Annotated in this window: 20 protein-coding genes; 4 read left to right on the top strand and 16 right to left on the bottom strand. The window is 55.2% G+C overall.

Annotated elements, in window-relative coordinates; all coding sequences use genetic code 11:
* Positions 1 to 3 precede the first annotated feature (3 nt).
* Positions 4 to 2,031: a CHAT domain-containing protein gene (locus ABD931_RS27775; protein WP_345271325.1), complete on the top strand. Its 2,028-nt coding sequence runs from the start codon at positions 4 to 6 to the stop codon at positions 2,029 to 2,031.
* A gap of 35 nt (positions 2,032 to 2,066) precedes the next feature.
* Here the strand turns inward: ABD931_RS27775 and ABD931_RS27770 are convergent, their stop codons facing one another.
* From ABD931_RS27770 to ABD931_RS27740, 7 genes are all read right to left on the bottom strand, one after another.
* Positions 2,067 to 4,502: an outer membrane beta-barrel protein gene (locus tag ABD931_RS27770; protein ID WP_345271324.1), complete on the bottom strand. Its 2,436-nt coding sequence runs from the start codon at positions 4,500 to 4,502 to the stop codon at positions 2,067 to 2,069.
* A gap of 643 nt (positions 4,503 to 5,145) precedes the next feature.
* A complete protein-coding gene (locus ABD931_RS27765; protein WP_345271323.1) occupies positions 5,146 to 5,586 on the bottom strand; it encodes a DUF29 domain-containing protein in 441 nt (146 codons plus the stop codon).
* 145 nt (positions 5,587 to 5,731) lie between these two features.
* Positions 5,732 to 7,639, bottom strand: a complete 1,908-nt coding sequence (acs, locus tag ABD931_RS27760; protein ID WP_345271322.1) for an acetate--CoA ligase — start codon at positions 7,637 to 7,639, stop codon at positions 5,732 to 5,734.
* A 188-nt stretch (positions 7,640 to 7,827) separates the two neighbouring features.
* Positions 7,828 to 8,049 carry a DUF6814 family protein gene (locus tag ABD931_RS27755; protein ID WP_345271321.1) on the bottom strand — a complete coding sequence of 74 codons (222 nt, stop codon included), beginning with the start codon at positions 8,047 to 8,049 and terminating at the stop codon, positions 7,828 to 7,830.
* Between the two features lie 87 nt (positions 8,050 to 8,136).
* Positions 8,137 to 9,720, bottom strand: a complete 1,584-nt coding sequence (locus ABD931_RS27750; RefSeq protein WP_345271319.1) for an MFS transporter — start codon at positions 9,718 to 9,720, stop codon at positions 8,137 to 8,139.
* Positions 9,721 to 9,882: 162 nt separating this feature from the next.
* Positions 9,883 to 11,811, bottom strand: coding sequence for a propionyl-CoA synthetase (locus tag ABD931_RS27745; protein ID WP_345271318.1), 1,929 nt, complete (start codon positions 11,809 to 11,811; stop codon positions 9,883 to 9,885).
* A 186-nt stretch (positions 11,812 to 11,997) separates the two neighbouring features.
* On the bottom strand, positions 11,998 to 13,614 hold the full coding sequence (locus ABD931_RS27740) for a SulP family inorganic anion transporter (protein WP_345271317.1): 1,617 nt from the start codon (positions 13,612 to 13,614) through the stop codon (positions 11,998 to 12,000).
* A 163-nt stretch (positions 13,615 to 13,777) separates the two neighbouring features.
* Here ABD931_RS27740 and ABD931_RS27735 point away from each other — a divergent pair, with 163 nt between their 5' ends.
* The 3 genes from ABD931_RS27735 (at position 13,778) to ABD931_RS27725 (ending at position 16,482) form a co-directional block, all read left to right on the top strand.
* Positions 13,778 to 14,986, top strand: coding sequence for a THUMP-like domain-containing protein (locus ABD931_RS27735; RefSeq protein ID WP_345271316.1), 1,209 nt, complete (start codon positions 13,778 to 13,780; stop codon positions 14,984 to 14,986).
* A gap of 51 nt (positions 14,987 to 15,037) precedes the next feature.
* Positions 15,038 to 15,721: a hypothetical protein gene (locus ABD931_RS27730; RefSeq protein ID WP_345271315.1), complete on the top strand. Its 684-nt coding sequence runs from the start codon at positions 15,038 to 15,040 to the stop codon at positions 15,719 to 15,721.
* A 323-nt stretch (positions 15,722 to 16,044) separates the two neighbouring features.
* Positions 16,045 to 16,482 carry a PleD family two-component system response regulator gene (locus ABD931_RS27725; protein ID WP_345271313.1) on the top strand — a complete coding sequence of 146 codons (438 nt, stop codon included), beginning with the start codon at positions 16,045 to 16,047 and terminating at the stop codon, positions 16,480 to 16,482.
* 54 nt (positions 16,483 to 16,536) lie between these two features.
* On the opposite strand, the gene ABD931_RS27720 is transcribed toward ABD931_RS27725, so the two are convergent.
* The 9 genes from ABD931_RS27720 to ABD931_RS27680 all read right to left on the bottom strand — a co-directional run bounded on the left by ABD931_RS27720 (position 16,537) and on the right by ABD931_RS27680 (position 25,511).
* The gene (locus tag ABD931_RS27720; protein ID WP_345271312.1) at positions 16,537 to 18,996 is read right to left on the bottom strand and encodes a bifunctional UDP-N-acetylmuramoyl-tripeptide:D-alanyl-D-alanine ligase/alanine racemase; all 2,460 of its coding nucleotides are present in this window, start codon (positions 18,994 to 18,996) and stop codon (positions 16,537 to 16,539) included.
* A gap of 23 nt (positions 18,997 to 19,019) precedes the next feature.
* On the bottom strand, positions 19,020 to 20,099 hold the full coding sequence (corA, locus tag ABD931_RS27715; protein ID WP_345271311.1) for a magnesium/cobalt transporter CorA: 1,080 nt from the start codon (positions 20,097 to 20,099) through the stop codon (positions 19,020 to 19,022).
* 96 nt (positions 20,100 to 20,195) lie between these two features.
* Positions 20,196 to 21,614 (bottom strand): DUF4403 family protein, encoded by a 1,419-nt coding sequence (locus ABD931_RS27710; protein ID WP_345271310.1) that lies wholly within the window; start codon positions 21,612 to 21,614, stop codon positions 20,196 to 20,198.
* Positions 21,615 to 21,648: 34 nt separating this feature from the next.
* The gene (locus ABD931_RS27705; protein WP_345271309.1) at positions 21,649 to 21,822 is read right to left on the bottom strand and encodes a FeoB-associated Cys-rich membrane protein; all 174 of its coding nucleotides are present in this window, start codon (positions 21,820 to 21,822) and stop codon (positions 21,649 to 21,651) included.
* Between the two features lie 63 nt (positions 21,823 to 21,885).
* On the bottom strand, positions 21,886 to 22,434 hold the full coding sequence (locus ABD931_RS27700) for a YfiT family bacillithiol transferase (protein ID WP_345271308.1): 549 nt from the start codon (positions 22,432 to 22,434) through the stop codon (positions 21,886 to 21,888).
* 86 nt (positions 22,435 to 22,520) lie between these two features.
* Positions 22,521 to 23,321, bottom strand: coding sequence for an inositol monophosphatase family protein (locus ABD931_RS27695; protein ID WP_345271307.1), 801 nt, complete (start codon positions 23,319 to 23,321; stop codon positions 22,521 to 22,523).
* Positions 23,322 to 23,338: 17 nt separating this feature from the next.
* Positions 23,339 to 24,493 (bottom strand): Lnb N-terminal periplasmic domain-containing protein, encoded by a 1,155-nt coding sequence (locus ABD931_RS27690; RefSeq protein WP_345271306.1) that lies wholly within the window; start codon positions 24,491 to 24,493, stop codon positions 23,339 to 23,341.
* A gap of 43 nt (positions 24,494 to 24,536) precedes the next feature.
* Positions 24,537 to 25,268, bottom strand: a complete 732-nt coding sequence (rsmI, locus tag ABD931_RS27685; protein WP_345271305.1) for a 16S rRNA (cytidine(1402)-2'-O)-methyltransferase — start codon at positions 25,266 to 25,268, stop codon at positions 24,537 to 24,539.
* Complete coding sequence (locus ABD931_RS27680) at positions 25,269 to 25,511, bottom strand: 4a-hydroxytetrahydrobiopterin dehydratase (protein ID WP_345271304.1); 243 nt, start codon at positions 25,509 to 25,511, stop codon at positions 25,269 to 25,271.
* Between the last annotated feature and the right edge of the window lie 81 nt (positions 25,512 to 25,592).

Raw genomic sequence — 25,592 nt, 5'->3', positions numbered from 1 at the left:
CCAATGGCAATGCGCACCATTACGCTTGAACTGCTGCGGCACGGTCCACCTAATAACCAGTTGCTGTCGCCACTGACACCCTATCTGGCTCTCTGCGAAAATCACGCAGCCGTGACCATCTATGTTCCCTTCGAGCATAATCAGTTTCTGCATCGGCTGAGTGGCCTTCGCTATGAAGCCGGCGACAATGCCCGTCTGTTTGAGCTTACCGATACCGCCAAGATAATTGGGGAACTGCTGGGAGGCATTCCCGGTCTGACGGCTGAGTCGAACAAATCGGATCAGTCGACAAATAGCCTGACGCACCTGCGGCTGATCATTTCGGCCTCCGAACTGGCCCTGCTGCCGTTTGAGCTTTCGCTGGCACCCAACGGCGTACCGGGTGCGGGGCAGCATTTGTTGTTACAACCCCAGATGCCCATCTGCCTGACCAGAGAAATCCGGCGCGTTCCCGGCGAACAGTTGCAGTGGCCTAAAAAACCGCGCATCCTGTTTGTGGCCGCAGCCCCTCCGGGCGTAGGTGACATTCCGTTACAGTCGCACTTGTTGACGCTGCGAAAACTCATTGCGCCCTGGGTGAAATATTACGATAAGAATAACCCGGACATGCAGCGCGAGAAGCTGGAAGAACACTTTGTTTTTCTGCCCGAGGCCACTATTGAACGCATTGAGCGGGCGTGCGCCACCAACTCGTTCACGCACGTCCACATTCTGGCCCACGGCATTAAGCGCGAAGAGAATTTTAACTCCCGCTTTTACCTGGCCTTGCACAATGAGCAGGACCCATCTAAGCCGGAGTACATTAGCGGGCACCGGTTAGCCACCGCGCTGCGCCCTTCTAAACGCCCCGATAGTGACAGTCTGGCCAAACCGGTAGTGGTTACCCTGGCCAGTTGTGATAGCGGCAATGTAGGCTCAGTGGCCGGAGCCGGGGCCAGTATTGCCCACGCCCTGCACGAGTCGGGTATTCCGATGGTGGTGGCCAGTCAGTTTCCGCTCTCGTTCCAGGGTTCCGTCAGGCTGGTGGAGTGTCTGTACGAAGGTCTCTTGTGGGGCGTCGATCCGCGCCGGTTGCTGTACGATCTGCGCCGGCGCCTGTACGCCCAGATGGAGAGTACCCACGACTGGGCCAGCCTGACCACCTATGCGTCGTTGCCGGCCGATATTGACCAGCAACTGTCGGACGTCCAGATTGAACAGGCCAGACACAGCATCGAGGCTGCCTTAAATTACACGGATGAGATTACGCGGCAACTGTCTTCCGACTGGAAAGAAATGAATTTTTCACCCTCTGACGACAAAAAACAGAGTATGTCGGCGGAAGCAAACGATGCCGAAGAACGAATCGAGAATGCCAAAGCACGACTTAACCGACTTCTGGAGCGGATACCTGATAAAAACATCGATATTTTCAGCCTACTGGCCAGTACCGAAAAACGGCAGGCTCAGATCCGGTTCACCATGAACGGGGAGGGTACGAATGATCAGGTTTTTACGCTCCTGAGTCAGGCGCGTGACCATTACTGGGAAGCCTATATGCTGAAGCGTAATAACGCCTGGCTGCTGGTGCAGTATATCTCCCTCACCATTGTTTTGCATCATATGGACATCAACGCTCGAAAACGGGTAGTGGGCAACAATGATTGGGAGTCGATCAATGACCTGTGGTTTCTGACGCTGGAACTGTCCCGAATCGACCTGCGTAGCAAAAAACAGCAGGAGGTCACCTGGGCCTACGGAAATTTGATCGAGATCTGGTTGCTTTCTTTGTTGCTGCCGGACAAAAAAAAATCCTCTGCAACTAATGAAGAGGCAGAGGAACAGGCGGTTGGCTGTGTCCATGCGTTACTCCATTCGGCGGGTCGGAACTCCTTTGAGGTTTATTCGACCCGCCGACAAATTGCACGGTATATTCACTGGTATCCGGAGCTGATCGAGTCTAGCCAGGTAAGCGTAGCTCACGTTGGGGCCGTTCGGCAACTAGCCTACCGAATTGTATCCTTGTTTCCGCAGGGAACAGAGGAAAGTTAGGAATGGCTACCCCCTTGGTTTTGCCTCACGCTGTCTTACGAGCCACCCGCCCGGCGCTTTTCTTCCTCTGCACCACCGGCCCGCCGGCGGGCCGGCGGCACCGTGTCGCGACCGAAACGATAGGTAAACGAGACGGTAGCTGCGCGGGAATCCTGCCGCTGGTAGAACCGCTCGACATAGTTGGCATAGCTCGATGTGGCCCGTACCTTATTGGTGAAGAACAAATCCGTGGCGTTGAAGCGGAACGTGCCTTTTTTGCCCCAGACACTCTTCTGCACGCCAACCGCTACCTGACCGAGCGGCCGCACCAGCATGAAACCGTACAGTTCGCGGGACTGGAACATGGCCGTCAGGTCGGCACCCCAGCCGTTGCCCAGCGTGAAGGTGTTGCTGCTGTTGATGTTGAACGCGGGCAGGCCTTTGTTGATGGAGGTTCCGGCCAGATCGCCGATAAAACGGCCGTAATACCCGACAAAGTTGTTCGACATGCCCCACCACCTGGTGACCTCAATCGGGATGGTTAGCGTGAGCGTGTAGTTATCCTGCCGCTTCAGGTTCTGGAACGTAGATACTACCATCCGGTCGCCGTCGGGGGCGGGCTGTACCACGTTGATGATGGGATAGGCCGTTGAACTGATACCGAAGGAGGTCACATACTTCTTCAGGAAGGTATGCGACAGGTCTACATTGTAGCTGAGCTGCGGCCGCAGGTAGGGGTTACCGGAGCCGTAGGTAGTGACGTCGATATAGGCCCGGAACGGATTGAGCTGACTGTACGAGGGCCGGTCGATCCGGCGGCTCATGGCTATAGCCAGTTCGTGTTTGTCCGACAGGGTTTGCTTAACAGATGCGCTGGGGAATAGCTGGAAATAGTTGCGGGTGAAGTTCTGATTGCCGATGTCCTGCCGCCCGATGGCCAGGGTCTGTTCGCCCCGCAGGCCAAGCTGGAACGATAGCTTTTTAACTGACCGGCTGTAGTTGATGTACCCCGCCCGGATGGTTTCGTCGTACCGGAAGCGGTTAGACTTGCCGGTGTCGATAACCGACTGCCCCTCGCTGAGGGTGGTGAACAGCACGTTGTTATCCGAATTGACTTTACTGATTTTGACGCCCGTTTCGAGCCGGCCTTTCGGGCCGAACGAGTGGCTGTAATCGGCTTTGGCGGATTGGATAATCAGCTCGCCGGTCTGGTCGCCGTTCAACTGAACCGGCGACCAGACCGGGAAGGTGTAGGTGGTTTTAAGCTGCTGCACCCGGTGGGTAGTGTAGTGGGCGTAGTCGGCATCGGCGGTCAGTTCGCTGCCCTGTTTGAAGGTGTGCTTCACGTTCAGGTTACCAGAGGCATTCGGGTTGAGCGATGTACGATCATTGGCCGACTGGTAACTGGCCAGCGGCTTTGCCCATTCGTCGTACGTTCTGCTGGCATTGCGGCCTTCGCTGATGACCTGGCTGACAACTCCACCGGCCGCTACACCGATCACCGTTTTCCTGGAACTGGTATACTCAGCACCGGCCCGCCAGTTATGCACCTGCCGGTCGTGTACGCCGTCGTTGGCCTGATCGCTGCTGCCGACAAACCGGCTGTTCTCAAAAAAATCACGGTGAATATCCAGAGCATTGACGGTACTCTGATTGGTGTAGGTGTAGTTGCCAAACACGTTCAGGTTCTTCTGCCGGTGGTTGAGCGATAAGCCACCGACCAGGCGACTGAACCGGCCGTGCCCGTAGCTACCATTGACGTTACCGTTGGTGCCGTTGCGGCCGTCTTTCTTCATTTTGATCGAGATGATCCCCGCACTGCCGGCGGCATCATACCTGGCCGACGGATTGGTAATCAGTTCAATTTTCTCAATTTGGTTGGCGGGCGTCGAGCGCAGCAGGTCGGCCAGTTCGCTGCCGGTCATGGGAATACGTTTGCCGTCGATCAGCACTAGTACGCCCTGCTTACCGCGCAGGCCAATGTTGTCGTTCTGGTCTACCGTGACGCCCGGTGCCCGGCTCAGGATGTCCAGTGAAGTGGCCCCGGCGCTGAGTGGACTGGACTCGACGTTGACGATCAGCCGGTCGGGCTCGCGCTCAAAGAGCGGCTTCCGTCCCTGTACCGTCACTTCCTGTAAGGTAGTGCTGCCGCTGGCCGTAAGTTTGATGGTGGGCAGGTTAGTACCCGTTTCGGTATGGCTGAACGGCTGGGTACGGTAGCGGTCGAAGCCGACCATCGATACCGACACAAAGTACTGACCCGTGGCGATGCGTTCAAACAGAAAGGCTCCTTTGCTGTCGCTGAACTCCGTTTTGACCACCACCGAATCACCGGCCCGGTGCAGCGCCACGGTAGCAAACTCAACGGCCGCCCCAGCGGGATCAATAAGGGTGCCGGTAATTGACTGGAGATCTTTGGCTTGGGCTGTAGTCAGCAGAGCTGGTAAAAAGAAGATAATGCTGACAACGAATTTTCGTAAAGTGTTCATCATGGTGTGGTGTGTTATAAGTGCTGACTTTTCTGACGCCAAATTATATGTTATATCATAGATAATAAAAAGCAATTGTTTAAACGGTAAAAATCCGGTATGAGTGGAGAAGAGAGGAAAGGGGTAAAAGGAGTAAAGGAGGATTACTTGGTTAGAATGGACCTGGCCAAACGGCTCCATGAGAAACTGCATATTAGAGCCGAGTTTATTTTGAAGACAGCCTAAAGCCCTCCGACGTCGGAGGGCTTTTTTGTTACCATGCAAAATAAGAGGGAGGATATGGAACCTTTCGCTGGGTAGTTTCGTGTAGCTTTTCTTCCGAATCGTAATCAAATGTTTTAGTTAGCACCTGTACTGCCAGGATTTCGTAATCCAATTTATTACTCGACTCTATAAAGGAAGCCCTAACCTCCTCTTGTTCTTTATCTTCTATCCGACCGATGTTGAAAAAGGACTAAGTTGAACAGGCTGCTGATAATTAGAGAGTTACTCCTCATCACCGGCAGCTTTACCCGACTTGCGTTCCCAGTTTCTTACCTCTTTGGTAATTAAATCGCGAATCAGAGCTTTATTTAGTCAAAAATAACGAAAAACGCCGGACACTGGACCGGCGTTTTCAGTAGGTTGTTATGCGGTAGAATTGCTACTACTCAATCGGCAACTGGTAATCCGTTTCCATAACAGCCTCCCATGAAAGCGTATCCAGATCAATGCGCTTGCCGGTTTCAATAGCGGCTTCCCGTTTGGCCTGCGCGAAGGCTTTGGCCCAGAAATCTCGTTCAATGACAGCACGCGTCAGGCTGGGACGTTCCTCCTGGAGGTCGCGGATAAGGAAACGGGCGTTCTCAATTGACAATGCCCAACTGCGGCTGCGTTTCTCAGGCTGAATAGTCCACTTCAAGATGTGCATCATCAGGCGGATTAACTGGCTTTTCAAAGCCCGGCGGCTTTCCTGCGACATGCTTTCGTAAAGGGCATCCAACCCCAGGGCTACTTCGTCAAACTCCTGGTTCTGAAGGGCCTCTCTCAATTCTGCCACCGACTCCTGGTACGATGTTGCCGTCAGTGTTTCCCAATTCCGTTTCATAACCGCTTTTGGTTGACGTTTTTATAAGACGTTAGACAGTAGACGTTAGACTAAAGATGTTAGACCTCAAAAACCTCTCCAGCGTTTAATATCTACTGTCTAACGTCCAACGTCCTTTCCGTAAAGATAACAGATTCCGGGCTCCTTACGCCTTTACATCCACCAATGCACCGGCTTTGATGTCTTCCACTACACCGGGGTCGAGCAGCGTCGAGGTGTCGCCGAGGTTGGAGGTATCTCCCTCGGCAATTTTGCGGAGAATCCGGCGCATAATCTTGCCCGACCGGGTTTTGGGCAGGCCATTGACAAACTGAATCTTGTCGGGCTTGGCAATGGGGCCGATAATCCGACTGACCGTCGCCAGAATATCCCGGCGCATCAGATCGGCTTCATGCGCAGGGTCACTCTCGGTGATGACGTAGGCGTAAATGCCCTGCCCTTTAATGTCGTGCGGGTAGCCGACCACGGCACTTTCCACCACGCCGGTGTGCATGTTGATGGCGTTTTCGACCTCGGCGGTACCGATGCGGTGACCGGAGACGTTCAAAACGTCGTCCACCCGGCCGGTGATGCGGTAGTAACCGTCTTCATCGCGCAGGCAGCCGTCGCCGGTGAAGTACATGCCGGGGTAGGTGGAGAAGTAGGTCTGGCGGCAGCGCTCGTGGTCGCCGTAAGTGGTGCGGATGATGCTCGGCCACGGGAACTTGATGCACAGGTTCCCACTGACGCCGTTGCCTTCGATAACGGCTCCGTTCTCATCAACCAGCACCGGCTGCACGCCCGGTAGGGGCAGCGTCGCGTAAGTCGGTTTGGTTTTGGTGATGCCCGCCAGTGGAGAAATCAGGATACCCCCGTTTTCGGTTTGCCACCAGGTATCCACAATCGGGCAGCGGTTCTTGCCGATGTTATCGTCGTACCAGTGCCAGGCCTCGGCGTTGATCGGCTCGCCAACCGAACCCAGCACTTTCAGCGAACTCAGATCATGCCCTTTTACATAGTCGAGGCCGAAGCCCATCAGCGAGCGAATGGCGGTAGGCGCGGTGTACAGAATGTCAACCTTGTGTTTGTCGACAATATCCCAGAACCGGCCGGCATCGGGCCAGGTCGGAATGCCTTCAAACATCAGGGAGGTAGCGCCGTTGGCCAGCGGGCCATATACGATATAGCTGTGGCCGGTAATCCAGCCGATGTCGGCGGTACAGAAATGAACATAACCCGGTTCGTACTGGAATACGTTCAGGAACGTGTAGGCCGTGTACACCATGTAGCCCCCGCAGGTATGCACGACCCCTTTTGGTTTGCCGGTCGAGCCGGAGGTGTAAAGGATAAACAGCATATCTTCGGCGTCCATCTCCTCGGCGGGGCAGTCGGCGGTCACCTGCTTCATTTCGGTTTCCCACCAGACATCCCGGCCTTTAATCATGGATACGCCCGTCCGGGTATGAGTCAGCACGATCACGCGCTTTACCGAAGGGCAGCCAATTAGGGCGTCGTCTACGGTATCCTTCATCGGGATACTCTTATTGCCCCGCATGGCTCCGTCGGAGGTGACCACCACGTTGCACTGCGCATCGTTGATCCGGTCGGCAATCGATTGCGCCGAGAAGCCCCCGAACACGACCGAGTGAACGGCTCCGACGCGGGCGCAGGCCAGCACGGCAACGGCCAGTTCGGGTACCATCGGCATGTAGATACAAACGCGGTCACCTTTCACTACGCCATTGCGCTTCAGCACGTTGGCGAAGCGGCATACCTGGTCGTGCAGCATTTTGTAGGTGAGGGTCACTGCCGGTTCGGAGGGGTCGTTAGGCTCCCAGATAATGGCCGGCTGATCGCCCTTATCGGCCAGGTGGCGGTCGAGGCAGTTTTCGGTGATGTTCAGTTTACCGCCGATATACCACTGAACGTTAGGTTCGTCGAAATGCCACTGGAGGGTTTTCGTCCAGGGTTTACGCCACTGAAAGTTCTGGGCTATTTCGCCCCAGAAGCCTTCAGGGTCTTCTACGCTATAGGCGTATGCCTGCTGATACTCCTCAAAGGTCCGGATTCTCATGTTGATTGGATATGATCGGTTTATGCTGCGTTTAGTTCGTTTGAAAGTGGGATGTTTGGTTCATGGTCGGCAATAACCACTTTAGGCTGAAATCTCATGTAGAACGGAGTTGCAATCCGTTGCAATACCTGTTTGCAACTCCATTTTACTCCCCTGAGCAGCCTGGTAGAACGGATTGCAAATCCGTTTTACTTGTCGCGGTTAAATTCGCCCTGAAGCGCATATTTGCCGAACAGCACCAGGCCACCGACGATGATCGGCACCAGCACCAGCAGCACGACGTAGCCGAATACCTGATCTTCCAGTTTTCCGCTGCCGATTTTTTCGATACTGTCGATCATACCGGCGTAACCAACATATAGGCCCAGGGCGATCCAGACTATGCCTAAATATTTTTTTATCGTATTCATGAAGCGTTTTGAGTTAAAAGTTGCCTTGGCGGTTTCAGGTTTCAGGTTTCAGATTGCTTCGCCCAAACCTGGAACCTGAAACCGCTTTTAATCATCTGCCCGGGTGTAGGCTTTGTTGTTGAGGTAGAGAACGCCGATGACGAAGCAGACGCCGGCGATGATGATCGGGTACCAGAGTCCTTCCAGATAGGCCTGTTTGATCACCGGAGCCTGCCCGGCTTTTTCGGCGGCTTCGTTTGCTTTCCTGGCGGTCTCGACCAGGGCCGTGGCCAGGAAGGGGGTTAATCCGCCGAAGATGCCGTTACCGATATGGTAGGGCAGCGACATGGAGGTGTACCGGATGCGCGTCGGGAACAGCTCCACCAGGAAAGCGGCAATCGGGCCGTACACCATCGTCACGTACAGTACCTGCACCAGAATCAGCAGAACCATCAGCCAGTAGTTGCTGCCGCTCAGCGTTACCGATTTGGTTACCTCCGGATTCGGTGCTTCCTGGAGGGCAACGGCCGGCACGGTTTTCTTTTCAACTTCTTTAACCGTGGTGCCGTCGGTGTAGGCGCGGGTTGTCGTTATGGTGATAAGCTGGTCACCGTTTTCCTGCGTTGTTGTAATCGGGTCTACTTTGGTCTGGTCAACCAGTTCCTGCTTGGTTTTCAGGTCTGATAGCTCGTACATCTTCTGGTAGATAGGCCGGTAGGTCAGCACGCCCAGCAGCATTCCCGCCAGCATGATACCCTTACGGCCGATGCGGTCCGACAGGCCACCGAAGATGATAAAGAACGGCGTGGCAATCAGCAGGGCAATGGCTACAATGTAGTTCGATTGCACGAACTCTATATTACAGGTCTTCTGGATAAACGACAGGGCGTAGAACTGACCCGTGTACCAGATCACCCCCTGACCCGCCGTCGCCCCGAACAGGGCCAGCAGCACCATTTTCAGATTATCTTTTTTTCCGAAGCTCTCCGCCAGCGGGTTTTTCGAGATTTTGCCTTCCGACTTGATCTTCTGGAACAGCGGAGACTCCGACATCTTCAGCCGGATGTAGATGGAAATAGCCACCAGAAACGCCGACAGCAGGAACGGCACACGCCAGCCCCAACTGCTGAACGCATCCACCCCAACGGTTTCGCGGGTGAGCACAATGACCCCCAGCGATACAAACAAGCCCAGCGTAGCCGTGGTCTGGATAAAGCTGGTAAAGAAACCCCGCCGGTGGTCGGGTGCGTGTTCGGCTACGTAGGTAGCGGCTCCGCCATACTCCCCACCCAGCGCCAGCCCCTGCACCAGCCGGAGCAGCAGCACCAGCAATGGTGCCCAGAAGCCGATGGTGGCGTAGCCCGGTATCAGGCCGATCAGAAAGGTAGAGCCGCCCATCAGTACCAGCGTGACCATAAAGGTGTACTTGCGCCCCACCAGGTCGCCAAGCCGGCCAAATACCAGCGCCCCGAACGGCCGGACAATAAAGCCGGCGGCAAACGTCGCCAGCGTCGACAGCAGGGCAGCCGTGGGGTTATCTTTCGGGAAAAACTGCGTCGACAGAATAGCGGCCAGGCTGCCGAAGATATAAAAATCGTACCACTCGATCAGGGTGCCGACCGATGAGGCCGAGATCACACTGAACAGGGTCCGGGCGTCGGTCGTAGGGTTGGATTCAGGCGTTGCAATCATGTATGTTTGGTTGTAAGGGTTCTCCTGCCTTGTAAGAATAAAGAGAATTATTGTATTTTCTAATTACCCGATTTTTCCGGGGCGATTTTGCGGGGTACCACCTGGGCTACGCCATCAGGCTAAAAGGGCCGGGCAAACCACTACCGGAGATTTTAAAGCGGATCAGATAGCTGTATCGGTATCGGCAAACGCCAGCCCGATATGGCGGGTTTGCAGCACCATCCGAATCTCGTCCAGAATAGCCGGGTCGTCGATGGTGGACGGAACGGTAAATGCTATACCGTCTGCCATTTGCCGGATACTCTTGCGCAGGATCTTGCCGGAGCGGGTTTTGGGCAGACGCTTTACAATGGCAACACTGCGAAAACTGGCTACCGCACCAATCCGCTCCCGGATCAGCGCAACCAGTTCGCTTTCCAACTGCGGCTCTTGAATCTGCACCCCGTCTTTCAGCACCACCAGGCCAATAGGCCGCTGCCCCCGAATGTCGCAGGCAATACCCATTACAGCGCATTCGGCCACGGCCGGGTGGCCTGCCAGTATCTCCTCCATCTCGCCCGTCGACAGCCGGTGGCCGGCTACGTTGATGACATCATCCACGCGGCCCATGATGAACACATAACCGTCCTCGTCGATGTACCCGCCGTCGCCGGTCAGGTAGTAGCCGGGGTAGCGGCTGAGGTAAGCCTGGCGGAAGCCTTCGGTATTGTTCCAGAGCGTGGGCAGACAACCCGGTGGCAGCGGCAGTTTTACGCAGACGTTGCCCTCCTGGTTGGGACCGAGCTGGTTACCGTCTTCGTCGAGAATCTGGACGTCGTAGCCGCAGACCGGCCGGGCTGAGGAACCTGGTTTGGGCGGTACTGGCTCCACACCCATCATGTTGGCGACCATCGGCCAGCCCGATTCGGTTTGCCACCAGTGGTCGATCACGGGCAGACCGGTCAGGTCCGTCAGCCAGTGGAAGGTAGAGGGGTCGCAGCGCTCGCCGGCTACGAACAGGTAGGTGAGGGATGAGAGGTCGTATTTTTTCTTTAATTGACCCTCCGGGTCTTCTTTTCGGATGGCGCGGAAGGCCGTGGGAGCGGCAAACAGAACCTTTACCCGGTGGTCTTGCACGACCCGCCAGAAGGTACCGGCATCGGGCGTCCGGACCGGCTTGCCTTCAAACAGCACCGAGGTGCAGCCATGCATCAGCGGCCCGTATACGATATAGCTATGGCCCACCGCCCAACCCACATCCGAAGCCGCCCAGAATACCTCGCCGGGCTTTACGTCGTAAATGGCATCCAGGCTGAACCGCAGCGCCACTGCATGGCCACCGTTATCGCGCACAATACCTTTCGGTTTGCCGGTCGTGCCCGAGGTGTACAGAATATACAGCGGATCGGTGGCATCGACCGGAACGCAGCCGGCCGGTTGGGCGTCGTGTACCAACGCCTGCCAGTCGGTATCCTGCCCCGCATGGAGCAGAGCCGGCTGCATGGGCCGCTGGAGAATCACGCAGCGGCTTGGGTGGTGCGAGGCCAGCCGCAGGGCTGCATCCAGCAGCGGCTTGTAGGGAATGACTCTGTCTACCTCAATGCCGCAAGAGGCCGACAGAACGACTTTAGGCTGGGCGTCATCAATCCGAATGGCGAGTTCGTGCGGGGCAAAGCCACCAAACACCACTGAGTGAACCGCTCCCAGCCGGGCGCAGGCCAGCATGGCAAACACTGCTTCCGGCACCACCGGCATGTAAATCACCACCCGGTCACCTTTACCAACCCCCAGCGACCGCAGCCCACCGGCCAGGCGGCTCACCTCATCCTGTAGCTGCCGGTACGTATACGCCCGGATAGTCTGCGTTACCGGTGAGTCGTACACCAGCGCCGGCTGATCGGCCCGGCCGTTTTCGACCTGGTAGTCTACGGCCGCGTAGCAGGTATTCAGCCGGCCACCGGCAAACCAGCGGGTCAGTCCGCCGGCGTCGGTCGACAGGATGCGCCGGGGCGGAGTATACCAGGGTACCGCATCGGCATACTGTTGCCAGAACGCTTCCGGGTTGGCTAAGCTGCGTTGGAACAGCTCGTAATAGGTCGTCTGTTGCTCCATGACTGACAGGTTCGGTAACGGGTTTGGGTATTCTCCCAAATGTATAGCAATAGCCCGGTATCAGACAATGAAATCATCAACTATGTATAGCATGGAAAGGAAAATTGATAGAATCAGGCAAAACAAAAACAACGACTCCGGTTTGGAGTCGTTGTTTTTGTTTTGCCTGAGGGGCAGGTACACACCTTAATCGGTAACCGTCACTTCCTGGTTTGCTTTATTTGGACGGCTAACCAGCTTTTTCAGCCCAACATCTTTCAGTTCGTAATAGATGTTCAGCGAATGGGCCGTCTCTTTGAATGCCAGCAGCATGTTATAGATATCATGATCGATGAAGCCGGCCTGGGAACCATCGATCACTACCCGATCGCCCGGCTGAAGCTCCCGCAGGGCTTCTTTCAGTTCGGGTTTGCTCAGGAAGTACATATCCTTCTGGAGCCGGATCAGCACATCTTTGCCGTTGCGGACAACCCGGAAGGTCGACTGCGAATTGGTGTACAGCACAAACAGAATGCCGACTACGGTACCTACGGCGATACCAATCAGCAGGTCGGTAAAGATAATACCCAGCACCGTTACGATAAAGGGGATAAACTGACTGAAGCCCTCTTTGTAATACTTCACGAAGATATCCGGCTTTGCCAGTTTATAGCCTACGGTAATCAGCACGGCCGCCAGACAGGCCAGCGGAATGCGGTTGAGCAGCGAAGCACCCAGGAAAACGGCGATCATCAGCAGGAAACCGTGGATAATGGCTGATACCCGGGTTCGTGCGCCACTGTATATGTTGGCCGACGTACGCACCACCACCGATGTAACCGGCAGACCGCCAATCAGGCCCGACAGCATATTACCCATTCCCTGAGCCACCAGTTCCTGATCGGGCGATGAGACCCGCTTTTCCGGATCGAGCCGGTCGGAGGCTTCCAGATTCAGCAGCGTTTCCAGACTGGCCACAATAGCGATGGTAATAGCCACTACATATACCTGCGGGTTGCTCAGTTCCGCAAAGTTCGGCATGTCGAAAATAGAGAAAAAGCTTTGGCCGGCGGCAATCTGCGGAATCTGCACCATGTGCTGACTGGCCGAGCGGCCCATATACAGCGTAGGAGCTGCCAGCCGGAACAGTTCATTCAGACCAATGCCTGCTAAAACGGCAGCCAGTGCACCGGGGAACACTTTAAAGAAGGTAACCCCTTTTTTGGCTATTCGCTCCCAGGCGATCAGCAGCAGCAGGGCCGATACACTGATAATGACCGCGCCCGGACTCATAGTGGCTATAGCCCGATAAATCTCCGACAAGGTGTTTTCGCCGTCGGCCAACTGCTGGAACTCAAACTCACCTTCGTAGTCGTTATCCCGGCCCAGGGCGTGGGGTATCTGCTTCAGCACAATTACGATACCGATGGCCACCAGCATACCTTTGATCACACTATCCGGGAAATAACCACTGAACCGTCCGGCTTTCAACAGGCCTAGGGCCAACTGAAAGACCCCCGCCAGCACAACTGCCACCAGAAATGTTTCAAATGACCCCAATTTCAGAATAGCATCGGCTACAATGACGGCCAGACCGGCCGCCGGACCGCTGACGCTAAGTTCTGAACCCGATAGCGAACCAATGACAATCCCCCCGATAATACCGGCTACCAGGCCCGAAAAAAGCGGTGCGCCCGACGCGAGAGCAATACCCAGACACAGCGGAAGCGCCACCAGAAATACGGATAAACCGGCCGATGCGTCATACCGGAGCAGGGTCGAGGGGTAATTCGTTAATGTCCTGAGAGGATGAAAAATTTTCATAAAGTTCGTGAAATGAGACCAAAGGTGTGCTTTTAAAAGCGGTATATCGTTTTTACCTACTACTAAGCGGCAAACTTTATAACGAAGATAAAAAGATTTATGAGTCTTGCAGAATAAGGTAATTTTACCGGGGATGGTTCACCTACCCAAGCTAATATCCGGAATGACTGAGCTGACTGCCGCCGAAAAACGGTTTATCCAGCAGAACCTACAGATTAACGTTCAAACCCTGCTGCTGCGAAAGCACGAGGAGACTATACGCTGGAAAGAAGTGGCGGCCCAAATCCAGGCCCGGCAGAAGGCTGCCCAGAAACTACCCACCTGGTACGCAAACCCAGATCTGCTCTTTCCGCCGACCCTGTCGGTGGAGCAGGCTTCTTCTGAGCGAACGGCCCGGTATAAAGCCTCGCTGGTAAATGGCCACCGCCTGCTCGACCTTACCGGTGGCATGGGCGTCGATAGCTGGGCGTTTGCCCAACGCCTTGACCAGGTCACGTATGTAGAGCAACAACCGGCACTGGCTGCGCTGGCGGCTCATAATTTTCCCATTCTGGGGATGACGAATGTGGAGATTCATCCTCAGGATGGTCTGTCGTACCTGCAATCAATGATTGATCCGGTCGATTGGATTTATCTGGACCCCGCCCGCCGGAACGAACACGGAGGTCGGGTGGTCCGACTGGAAGACTGTGTGCCGGACGTTACCGCAACCGGGCTGCTCAACCGGCTGCTGGCCAAAGCCGACCGGTTGCTGCTGAAGGCTTCTCCGCTGATGGATATCGATGCGGCTGTGGGCCGGCTACAACAGGTTGAGGCTGTGCATGTGGTGGCGGTACAGAATGAGGTAAAAGAGATCCTGTTTATAATCAGCCGTTTACCATTATCGACAGACGAGGTGAGCATTGCGGCCGTAAACCTGACCGAGCAGGGCGACGGGCCGGCGGTTACCTTCCGGCGGGCCGAGGAGCGGGCTGTACCAGTGACGTTCGGCAATCCGCTCCGCTACCTGTACGAGCCGAATGCAGCCCTGATGAAAGCCGGGGCGTTTCGGGTAGTGGCCGCCCGCTATGGGTTACAGAAACTGGCCCCGCACAGTCATTTATACACCACCGATGCGCTGGTGTGGCCCTTCCCTGGCAGGGTTTTTGACCTCATGGCTGTCAGCAGGCCCGACCGGAAAGAACTCCGGACGGTGCTGCCGGATCTGAAGGCGAACCTGACGGTCAGGAACTTCCCGCAACCGGCGGAGGAGTTGCGTAAAAAGCTGGGATTACGCGAAGGCGGTGACATTTTTGTGCTGGCAACGTCTCTATTAAACGGCGATAAACGGCTGCTGATTACCCGGAAGGTAACAAATGTGCAGTCATCTTAACAAGCATCGCTGATACGTACACGTTTGGTATATGCACTAAAAATGATGGCTATGAGAGGTACACTTTACCTGATTGGTCTGTTGCTGGTTTTCCGTAGTCTGGACCTGAGCGCCCAGACAGTTTATGCCGGCGAGCAGGTTATCGACAAGAACAAAATACCCGGTCTGTTTCTCACCGTTCCGCTGGAGAGCCGGATTGTGGAACGCGAATGGGAGAACCAGTTGAAAAGCTGGGGCCGGGTGGTAGGATCGAGGGGCGTTTATAAGGTGTCGACGGCAGATATACCGCAGGTATCATCGGAACCGATCAATCTGGTGAGCCAGGTAAAATCAGGCCGGAACTCAACTAGCATTTTTGCCTCATTTGATCTGGGGGCCGCCAACTACCTTAGGGTAGGTGATGGGAAGTACCGGGAAGCGGAACAGTTGCTAAAGGATTTTGCCGATAAAGTGGCCTATAGCGAGGAACTTCGGCTGGTGCAGCAGAGTTTCGACGAAGCGCAGAAGAGTCATCAGAAGACTGTACGCACCGGCGAGAAACTGCTACGGGATATCGAACGGAATAAAAAAGACAAAGAAGCCCTGCTCAAACGGCTTGACGAAAACACCAGAGAGCTGGAGCAGTTAGAAAAAGACATAGTAACGAACAAAGCCGATCAGACCAATGCGCTGACGGACGTTGAAAACCGCAAACGAGCGGTGGAAGCCGTGAAAGCGAAGCGAGGGGAACAGTGAAGAGGTAGTAGGTAGTGGGCAGTTGGTCGATGGCAGGTTATATTTCTGCCTGCTGCCCACTGCCAACTATAAAACTGCCGGCTAAAAATTTGAGGGGAGCGATAGAGGGGAAGAAAAAGCCCACCGGACGCCATCCGGGGGCTTTCTTTTTTTAGGCCGGCGAGGGTGCGTATACAGCCCCTGGTTTTTTAGTCATTTCGTCCGGGCAGATGTAGATTTGACGCAAAAGCGCTTGCTGAAACCGCTTTCAGCCTGTAAGTTCAATCGCCGTTTTTGATAAAAGGCGGTTCAACTCCAGCTATTAATAATTTACCCATCGTACAATGAAGAACATGAAATCGATTCTGCTCATCAATGCCGATGAGACAGAGCAGCAAAAGATGAAGCGGGCGTGTCAGCTGCAGGGCCTGACTATGGTAGGTCTCTTGACCTTATTTGACTTTATCGTAACGGCCCACCTGGACCTGCACGTTATCGATCCGGATGTATTGCCTTGCCACATTGTTGTTGATCTGGATATGGGCTATCAGCCGGCGCTGGATATAATCCAGGCTATTCGGCAGCATCCCTGTACCTGTCACATTCCCATTACGGTCTACAGCCAGTACGGTAGTGCCTGTATTATGCAGCGGGTAGCCGAATGCGGTGTACAGGCGTTTGTGGTACGTCCGGCCCGCTGGGAGACGCTGGCTAAGGAAATTGGGCGGCTGGTGTCGGCAACTTCCGATAATCTGGTACTTGACCGGCTACGGGCCGCCTAAAGAAAAGGTTTATTCAATTGAAGATAAAACATTGTCGGCTAAAAGCTTAGGTGGCTACTCTTTGTAAAATACCCGCTTTACCCGCTCGCTCACACCCGTCAGCAGCTCATATGGAATAGTACCAATCCGGGCGGCCAGCGTGGTGATCGGCATCTCCTCACCGAAAACGATTACGTCATCGCCTTCCAGGGCGGGGGCCTGCGTAACGTCGATCATGGTCATATCCATGCAAACGTTGCCGACGGTGGGGCATAAAACGCCATTGACGAGCACCTGACCTACACCATTGCCCAGCCGGCGGTCGTAGCCGTCGGCGTACCCTACCGCGATGGTGGCAATGCGGGCCTCCTGGTTGAGTACACCCCGGCGGCTGTAGCCGACGGTTTCGCCGGCTTTCAGTTCCTTGATCTGGCTGATTACGGTTTTCAGCGTACCTACCGGCCGCACCTGCGCTTTTTCGAGTTGGCTGGCTTCGACGCCGTACAGGCCGATGCCGACGCGTACCATGTCCAGCTTAAACTCCGGGAAGCGCACAATACCTGCCGAATTGAGCAGGTGCCGGATCGGCCGGTAGCCCAGGCCATTTTCCAGCGTAGCAACGCCTTTCATAAACTGCTCGTACTGCTCCCGCGAGAATGGGTTGAACTGCGCTTCGTCGGCCCCGACGAGGTGGCTGAATACCGAGGCTACCCGCAGGTTGGGATGGTCGTTCAGGTAGGCAATGACCTCGGGCAGGTCATTGGGCAGAAAACCGAGCCGGTGCATGCCGGTGTCCAGCTTCAGGTGAATCTTTACCTGGCCGGTGCCGGCAAAATCGCCGAACTCTTTAAGGATGCGGGCGCTGTACAGTTCCGGCTCCAGGTTGTACTCGATTAGCGTCCGGAAGGTTTCGGGCGCGGGGTTCATGATCATAATGGGCCGGTCGATGCCGTTCTGGCGCAGGAAAACACCCTCGTCGGCATAGGCCACGGCCAGGTAGTCGACCCGGTGAAACTGGAGCAGTTGGGCCACTTCGGCGCTGCCGCTGCCGTAGGCAAAGGCCTTGACCATGACCATGAGTTTGGTACCCGGGCCTACCTTACCCCGGTAATAATTGAGGTTATGCGTAAGCGCATCCAGATTGATCTCCAGCACGGTGCCGTGTACCTTGCGCTGTAGCCGGTTGACGATCCGCTCGAACGAAAACGGGCGCGCCCCCTTCACCAGGATGGCGCTGTCGTGCAGGCGGCTGAGCGGAAACTCGGTCAGAAACTGGTCAGTGCCGGGATAGAACACACACTCAGGGGCATCGGGCAAAGCGGTAAAGGCATCGGCGTTGCGCCCGATTACCGGACCAATGCCGATAAACTGACTGACGCCCTGCTCGGCAAGGAGCCGGCCGATCTGCTGGTACAACTCATCGTCGCGCTGCCCGGATTGCAGCACGTCTGACAGAATGACCACTTTCCGGCCCCGGTTGATCTGTTGATGCAGGAAGTTGAGCGCCAGTTGCAGCCCGGCCATGTCGTTGTTGTACGAGTCGTCGATTATGGTGCAGCCGTTCATGCCTTCTTTCAGCTCCAGGCGCATAGACACGGATCGAAGGCGGTTCAGGCGGCTTTGCAGCCGGCTTTCGTCCAGCACGCCGAGCGTGAGCAGGGCCACAACGCAATGGATGATGTTTTCTACCGAGGCTGGGTCGGTAAACGGAAGCTGTAGTCGCCAGTGCCCGTGCTCGGCGGTAAGCGTCAGGCAGTCGCCTTTCACCTGGGCCTGATAAACGGCATTTTTGGCCGGAGTTGATTTGTCGGTGCGGAGCGACCAGTGAATCAGCCGGATGGTGGGGTTAACGGCCCGCAGCAGCAGATTGATTTCCTCGTCAATGTTGGTATAATCCTTCCGGTAGATAAGCGTTTCGGTCTGGGTAAACAGCCGGAGTTTTTCGGCCACCTTTTGCTTGCGGCTGCGGAATCCTTCGTCGTGGGCTGTCCCGATATTGGTAAAAATGCCCAGCGTAGGCCTGATAATGGGTTGCAGGGCCTGCATTTCGTGCGGCTTGGAGATACCGGCTTCAAAAATACCCAGTGTATGCGTTTCGTTTAGCTGCCGGACCGATAGCGGTACCCCCACCTGCGAATTATAGCTCCGGGGGCTCTTGGCAATGACGTAACTACTGGCCAGCAATTGTGCCAGCCATTCCTTAACAATGGTTTTGCCGTTGCTGCCCGTAATGCCGATCACCGGAATCCGGAACTGGCTCCGGTGCCGGGCCGCCAGTTCCTGCAGCGCCCGCAGGCTGCTGTCTACTTCTGTAAACTGAGCCTCTGAATAACCGGCCAGTTCAGCCCGTCGTTCGGGGGTAAGCGCGGCCATCTCCACCACAAACTGCCTTACGCCTTTGCGGTACAGCTCGCTAATGTAGTCATGGCCGTCGTGGTGTTCGCCCCGGATGGCAAAAAAAACGCTCTGGTCCGGCACAATCACCTGCCGGCTGTCGGTAACCCAGTATGGCGCGTCGATGGTTAAATCAGGCATGGTACTTGTCGGTCACTATATAGTCACATCCACCCCCGGCGTCGGAAGTAGATAATCATCACTACTGCCAGCAGGCCCATAAAAAGCCAGACTTTGTAGTAGCCGAGGGGGTCTTCCAGCTCGGGCATTATCTTAAAGTTCATCCCGTAAATCCCGGCAATGAAGGTTAGCGGCATAAAAATAGCCGAAAAGATAGTCAGCGTTTTCATGACCGAGTTCATGCGGTTACTCACCGTCGACAAATACACATCGAGCAGGCTGGCCATCAGCTCCCGGTACGAGTCAATGGTTTCGAGGACCTGCGTCACATGGTCGTACAAATCGCGCAGGTAAGGGTTCGTGTGCGCATCGATCAGGGGCGATTCTTCGCGCACAAGCAGCCCCAGCATGTCGCGGAGCGGCCAGACCGACCGGCGGATGACCCCCAGTTCGCGCTTCAGGCCGTACAAGGTTGCCAGTGTCGGCTGGCCGGCGGTATTCTGAACAATGCGGTCCTCGATAATATCGACATTACTGCCGATCTGATCCAGTACCAGGAAGTAATTATCTACAATCAGGTCTATGAGCGCATACAGCAGGTAGTCGGGGCCGTTCTGGCGGGTTTTGCCGGCAGATGCCACGATCCGGTTCAGCACGGGTTTAAAAATATCGCCCTCCCGTTCTTCCTGAAAGGAGAGGAGATAATGCCGGCCCAGCACAAAGCTGATATGCTCTGTATCTACTTCCTGAGTGGTGGTATTGTACCGGAGCATCTTCAGGGTAAGATACAGCGTATTGTCGTCGTACTGCTCCAGTTTAGGTTTCTGGAGAGTGTTCATGATATCTTCCAGCATCAGGCGATGCAGCCGGAAGTGCTGCCCCAGCGTTTCAATGACCGGCGGCTCATGGATACCATCTACGCTGATCCAGGAAATAAGGGACGTGCCCGGTGCCGGAATCTGGCAGTGCGTTAGTTTGCCGGACTCATCGATCTGGTAGTTAGCTTCGTTGTACTCAATCCGTTTGATGCGGGTTGCGTGTTCAATTTCCTGGCCGATGTAGGTCAGCGTTCCGGGCGAGGCACCCAGCTTTTGTTTGTATAGTTGCTTCCGCCGTCTGGCCATAGGGTTTCCGCATTATTGGCGTGCTCAAAGATAAACGGATTAGCTTTACCGCCGGGTAGCCGGCGCGCCAAAATTCGCCGGTAGCGTTGCGGGATGTTACAATCGTTTAACGGCCAGGTTGACGCGGGCGTCGAGGTGCAGCAGAATGTCGATACTGGTGGGTCGGATGGCGATTTGCCGGGGAACCAGCCTGAACTCGTTGATACCAAGGGCCGCTTTTCGGCCCGCTTTACTGCGGGCAAAGGCCAGTTCGACTTTATCCGGAAGCTGATTGAGCTGGCTGCGTAACGGAACATTCAGCAGACTTTGCAGGGTGTCTTTTACCGTATCGTGCAGGAGCCAGTCGGCGGTCGAAAGCAAAAGTTCCTCCGTGAGTACATCAAAATCAACATGTTTGACCATCAGCATCTGCCGGGTGGTGTCAAATTCGGGACGGCCCCGAAAGAAAAGAGTTCCATTGACGGCTCCGCCTACTTCCGTCTCCACAATCAACGTCTTTCCCCCACCATACAGCCGGGCTTTTTTAATTTTGAGCATATGGCCGGCAACTTTCAGCTTCTCGTTCCGGATTTCTTTCTCCAGAATCTTATTGATGTCTTCGTAGTAAATACTCGTCAGCATATTGAGGTCACTGACCATAGCGATGGACTTCACCCGTTCCAGCCGGGGTAGTTTGCCCGACAGCGCATACTGCGGCCGGGGACCGAAGGCCGAGCCGATGTTCAGAAAAATCCGGATGGGCAGCACCAGGTTCTGCCGATTGCCGCCGATGGGCGCCACCTGCACCCGGTAGGGTTTGGGAATCAGCCAGACCGAATCTATTTTCTTATGAATCAGCAGCGGTTTCTGAATATCACGCCAGACTTTGCTCAGTTCCTGGTCCAGTCGCAGGTTTTGGTACACGGCCCGGTCAATGGCGATTTCGATGCTGTCTTTGTTCTTCTCAATCAGATTCTCCACCGTCTTCACCACCGGTATCTTAAAACCCAGAATCTTTAAGGACGGTGGTTTTACCCATTCATATTTGTAGAACGTCGATTTGGTTTGTACCCGCCAGTCGTTCCGGACGTTCAGTGGGCTCTGGAACCGTACGTCCATAATGCAGAACGGCTCCCGATCGGGGTCTTTCTTTTTACTCAGCCGGAGCGGATTGTTGAGGTAAATAGTTAGCGGGGCGCTGAAACTCATTTTATGGCCGTCGTAGGTGAGCCGGATAGGGCCGGAGCGTTCCACCTTCAGGTCCAGCTTCCGCAGTTTTTCGTTCTTCAGGTTACGCTCACTCACCAGCACAATCTTCAGCTTATCGTTGATTTTCTGTTCGAGGTCGGCAATGCGGATGATAATCGGGGAGCTGACGTACGAGTTGCCGACGGTAAGGGAATCGTCGAAATCGGTAATTTCCGGGCGCTGAGGTTTGACCTTTTGGCAGGCAACAACGCCCCCCAGTATAAGCAGCAGACATAAGCCGGCCAGCAGCATGTTGCCGGGCCGGTACAGGCATCCATCGGTGTCCATACGTTGAGTAAATCGGAAAAAGATAAAACGCAGCCTACCAGGCCGACGCTTTACCGGATTGCCTGACCGCACGAACGGGGGTATCCGTATCGCATCCGCACCCTTTTGCGCAACCGGCTTTTTTGGTAAAAAAGCTTTTCCATACCCGCCGGCCCAGAAAAGCCAGCGCAGCCAGAAACACAAGTCCTATTATGATCTGTTCCAGCATGAAAACGCGTAATTACCCCGGCTACCGGGTATGATTATACTAACATAGTATCGGCAGCCTATACTAAACTACGTGCTCCAGCCAATTGTTCCGGGTGGCCAGCTGATAAATGTGCTGGTAGTGGTGTTCGCCATGCCAGGCGTACAGGGCTATGACCTGATGCAGCGAAAACTCGCGTCCGTTTTCGGGATGATGATAGGTACGTTGCAGGTCCTTTTCCGACAGCGACTCCAGAATGGTAGCCCAGCGCAGGTGCAGGTTACTCAGAATCACCAGCGAGGGGGCAATGCTAAGCAGTGAATCGGGCAGTTTGGCCCACTCGCCCTCTTTGTAGGGTTTAATGGTCGGATTGTCTTCCGTCAAGGCCAGTTTGGTGCGCACATAGGCGTTGATGTGGCTGTCGGTAATGTGGTGAACCAGCATCCGGACGGTCCAGCCGTCGGGCCGGTAGGGGGTATCCAGCCGTTCGTCGCCCCATTTGCCCACCAGGTCGGTGAGCTTCTTCGGCAGGTGCGCAATCTGCTCAATGGCTTTTTCTGTCTGCTCAAACGTATAGGTCTGAGCCGGCGCAAATTTCCCGATCGGGTAGCGGAGAATATCGATGTCCTGCATGGCTGTTTCAAGTTTCAGGTTTCAGGTTCCAAGTTAAGGAGTCAGCCAACAACTTGAAACTTGGAACCTGAAACTTGAAACAAAAACTAATCTTCCCAAAAACTCCGTATCTCCTCCAGCAGCTCGGGTTGCATGGCGCAGCCGGCAATGACGTCGCCCCGGAAAAGGAATTCGTCGCCCCCGTGGAAGTCGGTGACAATGCCGCCGGCTTCTTTCACCAGCAAAACGCCGGCGGCCATATCCCAGGAGTTGAGATTGAATTCGTAAAAGGCTTCAAACCGGCCGCAGGCTACGTAGGCCAGGTCGAGGGCGGCCGAGCCCATCCGGCGCAGGCCGTGGGTTTTCTGCATGAGCGTCTCCAGGATCTTGAGGTAGCGGTGCATCCGGTCGAAGCGGGTGTACGGAAAGCCCGTAGCCAGCATACTCTCGTTCAGCGTTTTGACGGGCGACACCCGGATGCGCTGCCCGTTGCGCCAGGCTCCTCCGTCTTCGTAGGCCGAGTAGCACTCGTCGCGGTTGATGTCGTACACTGCCCCGGCAATGGTTTTACCCTTGTCGATGAGGCCCACACTGACGCAGAACATAGGGACATTATGGATGAAATTGGCCGTGCCGTCGAGCGGGTCAATCACCCAGTTCAGGCCGTTGCGGTCGGCGAGTTGCCCGGTGGTGCCTTCTTCAGTGATGAAGCCGGCTTCGGGCAGCAGCTTGCTCAGGCTCTCGACCAACTGCACCTCGGCTTCCTTATCAACGTACGACACCAGGTTATTGACGTCTTTATACTCGACGGCTTCCTGACTGAAGGAGAGCCGTTCCTGCCGGATAAACGCCCCGGCCTGTTTGGAAATGGTACTAATCTGTTGCGTCAGCGAATTCAGGTCGTTCATAAAAAAGTGGTTGGGACTCAGGCGGCACTGGTCAGCACCGCCTGAGGGGCTTTGTGCTTGATAAACATATGGTAGGCGCAGCGGACCAGCAGCGTTAGGATGAACAGCGAGTCGGCCTGCCCCGGCACGTTGGCTCCGTACAGAATCAGCGAAATCAGGGCCAGCGCAAACGTCAGCCGGAAATAGTTGATGGTGCGTCTGGGATGACCCGGCTGCGTAGCCCAGAAAATCAAGGGCATATGGAAAGGCGGCAGCCACACCAGCGAGGGATTCCAGGCCGTAACACCGTGGTCGGTGGCTACCCATAGCAGCAGCAGAATCCAGCCGCAGACACCCGCAAAGCCAAACAGCAGGTGATCGATCCAATAGCCGGGCTGTTGCCGCATAAGCTGACGACCCGTCAGAATGCAAACGAGCAGCAGTAGAAGCCCAAACACAAACTCAGGCGTTGCGTAGAATGGAATCGGCAACGGTTCGGCGCGAATGGCCTGAAACACCGTCTGATCAACCGTCACCAGCGGAGCCGGTTGTCCGTCGGGTTGCAAAATAGTGGCATGGGCAAATTGCTGGTACAGGTTCTCGGGCAGAAACATTTCCTGGTAATCCGAGGCCGTTTCGTCGGCCGGGCGACCCAGTCCTACATTCATGCCAAAACGCGCCCAGGGCTGATTGCCCAGGTAATCGTTCATCCACTCCCGGAACGATTTGGTGCCCAGATTAAACGATTTCGATAACTTAATACTGTCGGCGGCTGCTTTGAGGATAATGTCACGCGGGCGGCTCGAACAATTATCGTAGTAAAACTTATAGCGGTACGAGCGGTTTTCGGGCAAATAATTCGTCTCCAGCAGGTCCGACAGCCGTTGCCGCTGCGTAGGAGAGAGGTTCAGCACCTGCTCCTTCACCGACCGGTTTTCGTACTGCGAGCCGTAGACCATAGACGACATATCCGCTACCGAGAGCTGGTAAGGGAGCGTGCCCTGCAAAAACTTCAGGTAAAAGTTTTCGGTCCGGAAATCGAAGGTGCCGTAGTTGTACACCTTATCGAGGCCGTTGGCGGGGTCGTAGATGCGAATGGCGGTGTGGCCAAACGACGAATACAGTTCGGCACCCGGCGATACGGTGATCAGGCTGACGCGGGCCGAGGGGGAGAGCGGCTGGGCAACCGACAAAGTTGTAATGAATAAGGAACAATAAATAATGAACAAAAGGTGTTTATTCATCTTCATCTTCCTCCACGTCGGCGGTAGAGCGGTCGCGTTTGCGTTTTCCTTTTTCCGGTTCTTTTCCCTGAACAACAATGACAAGTTCACCTTTAATCGTTTTTTCGGCAAAGTAAGCAATTATTTCGGGCAACGTGCCCCGTACGGTCTCTTCATAAACTTTAGTTAACTCACGCGACACACTCGCCAATCGGTCGGAGCCAAAATACTGGGCAAACTGTTCCAGCGTTTTCAGCAGCCGGTGGGGCGATTCGTAAAAGATCATCGTCCGCTCCTCCTGCGCGAGCTCCTGCAGGCGGGTCTGGCGGCCTTTTTTGTGCGGCAGAAAGCCTTCAAAGGTGAATCGGTCGGCGGGCAGACCGGAGTTAACCAGGGCCGGTACAAAAGCGGTCGGGCCGGGCAGGCACTCCACGGGTATCTCGTTCCTGAGGCATTCCCGCACCAGCAGAAAACCAGGGTCGGAAATGGCCGGTGTGCCGGCATCGGAGACCAGCGCGATGGTTTTGCCGCTCTTGATCTGGTTAACGATCCGCTGCACCGTTTGGTGTTCATTGAAGATATGGTAGCTATGCAGCGGTTTGCTGATACCTAGGTGTTTGAGCAGCACGCCCGACGTGCGGGTGTCTTCGGCCAGAATGGCGTCGGCCTCTTTGAGGATGTTTATTGCCCGGAGGGTAATGTCTTCGAGGTTCCCGATGGGGGTGGGTACAAGGTATAGTTTCATTTACTCGCGTTCTTCCAGCAGCAGGTCAATGGCCTCCGCCAGTTTACGGTCTTTGTCGGTGACAATATTGCCCGCATCGTGTGTGTTCAGTTCGATGCTTACCTTGTTGTAGACGTTCGACCACCAGGGGTGATGATTCATCTTTTCGGCGAGCAGGGCCACGCGGGTCATAAACGCAAAGGCTTCGCTGAAATCGGCAAAGGTAAAGGCGCGGGTGAGTTTGTTATCTTTTTCCTGCCACATGGTTGTAAAGAAATGCGTTGCAACTTACCACAAAACCGGCGTATCGGAAAAGTGTTTTGCCGAAGGCGACAAAACAAAAGC

It is taken from the genome of Nibrella viscosa (assembly GCF_039541875.1).
In the GTDB taxonomy this organism is placed as follows: Bacteria; Bacteroidota; Bacteroidia; order Cytophagales; family Spirosomataceae; genus Nibrella; species Nibrella viscosa.
This window is presented reverse-complemented; position numbering and strand designations above follow the sequence as displayed.

Excerpts from the sequence above, each read along its gene's own strand:
- ABD931_RS27775 (WP_345271325.1), top strand. The coding sequence starts at position 4 with ATGGCAATGCGCACCATTACGCTTGAACTGCTGCGGCACGGTCCACCT.
- ABD931_RS27770 (WP_345271324.1), bottom strand. The coding sequence starts at position 4,502 with ATGATGAACACTTTACGAAAATTCGTTGTCAGCATTATCTTCTTTTTA.
- ABD931_RS27765 (WP_345271323.1), bottom strand. The coding sequence starts at position 5,586 with ATGAAACGGAATTGGGAAACACTGACGGCAACATCGTACCAGGAGTCG.
- acs (WP_345271322.1), bottom strand. The coding sequence starts at position 7,639 with ATGAGAATCCGGACCTTTGAGGAGTATCAGCAGGCATACGCCTATAGC.
- ABD931_RS27755 (WP_345271321.1), bottom strand. The coding sequence starts at position 8,049 with ATGAATACGATAAAAAAATATTTAGGCATAGTCTGGATCGCCCTGGGC.
- ABD931_RS27750 (WP_345271319.1), bottom strand. The coding sequence starts at position 9,720 with ATGATTGCAACGCCTGAATCCAACCCTACGACCGACGCCCGGACCCTG.
- ABD931_RS27745 (WP_345271318.1), bottom strand. The coding sequence starts at position 11,811 with ATGGAGCAACAGACGACCTATTACGAGCTGTTCCAACGCAGCTTAGCC.
- ABD931_RS27740 (WP_345271317.1), bottom strand. The coding sequence starts at position 13,614 with ATGAAAATTTTTCATCCTCTCAGGACATTAACGAATTACCCCTCGACC.
- ABD931_RS27735 (WP_345271316.1), top strand. The coding sequence starts at position 13,778 with ATGACTGAGCTGACTGCCGCCGAAAAACGGTTTATCCAGCAGAACCTA.
- ABD931_RS27730 (WP_345271315.1), top strand. The coding sequence starts at position 15,038 with ATGAGAGGTACACTTTACCTGATTGGTCTGTTGCTGGTTTTCCGTAGT.
- ABD931_RS27725 (WP_345271313.1), top strand. The coding sequence starts at position 16,045 with ATGAAGAACATGAAATCGATTCTGCTCATCAATGCCGATGAGACAGAG.
- ABD931_RS27720 (WP_345271312.1), bottom strand. The coding sequence starts at position 18,996 with ATGCCTGATTTAACCATCGACGCGCCATACTGGGTTACCGACAGCCGG.
- corA (WP_345271311.1), bottom strand. The coding sequence starts at position 20,099 with ATGGCCAGACGGCGGAAGCAACTATACAAACAAAAGCTGGGTGCCTCG.
- ABD931_RS27710 (WP_345271310.1), bottom strand. The coding sequence starts at position 21,614 with ATGGACACCGATGGATGCCTGTACCGGCCCGGCAACATGCTGCTGGCC.
- ABD931_RS27705 (WP_345271309.1), bottom strand. The coding sequence starts at position 21,822 with ATGCTGGAACAGATCATAATAGGACTTGTGTTTCTGGCTGCGCTGGCT.
- ABD931_RS27700 (WP_345271308.1), bottom strand. The coding sequence starts at position 22,434 with ATGCAGGACATCGATATTCTCCGCTACCCGATCGGGAAATTTGCGCCG.
- ABD931_RS27695 (WP_345271307.1), bottom strand. The coding sequence starts at position 23,321 with ATGAACGACCTGAATTCGCTGACGCAACAGATTAGTACCATTTCCAAA.
- rsmI (WP_345271305.1), bottom strand. The coding sequence starts at position 25,268 with ATGAAACTATACCTTGTACCCACCCCCATCGGGAACCTCGAAGACATT.
- ABD931_RS27680 (WP_345271304.1), bottom strand. The coding sequence starts at position 25,511 with ATGTGGCAGGAAAAAGATAACAAACTCACCCGCGCCTTTACCTTTGCC.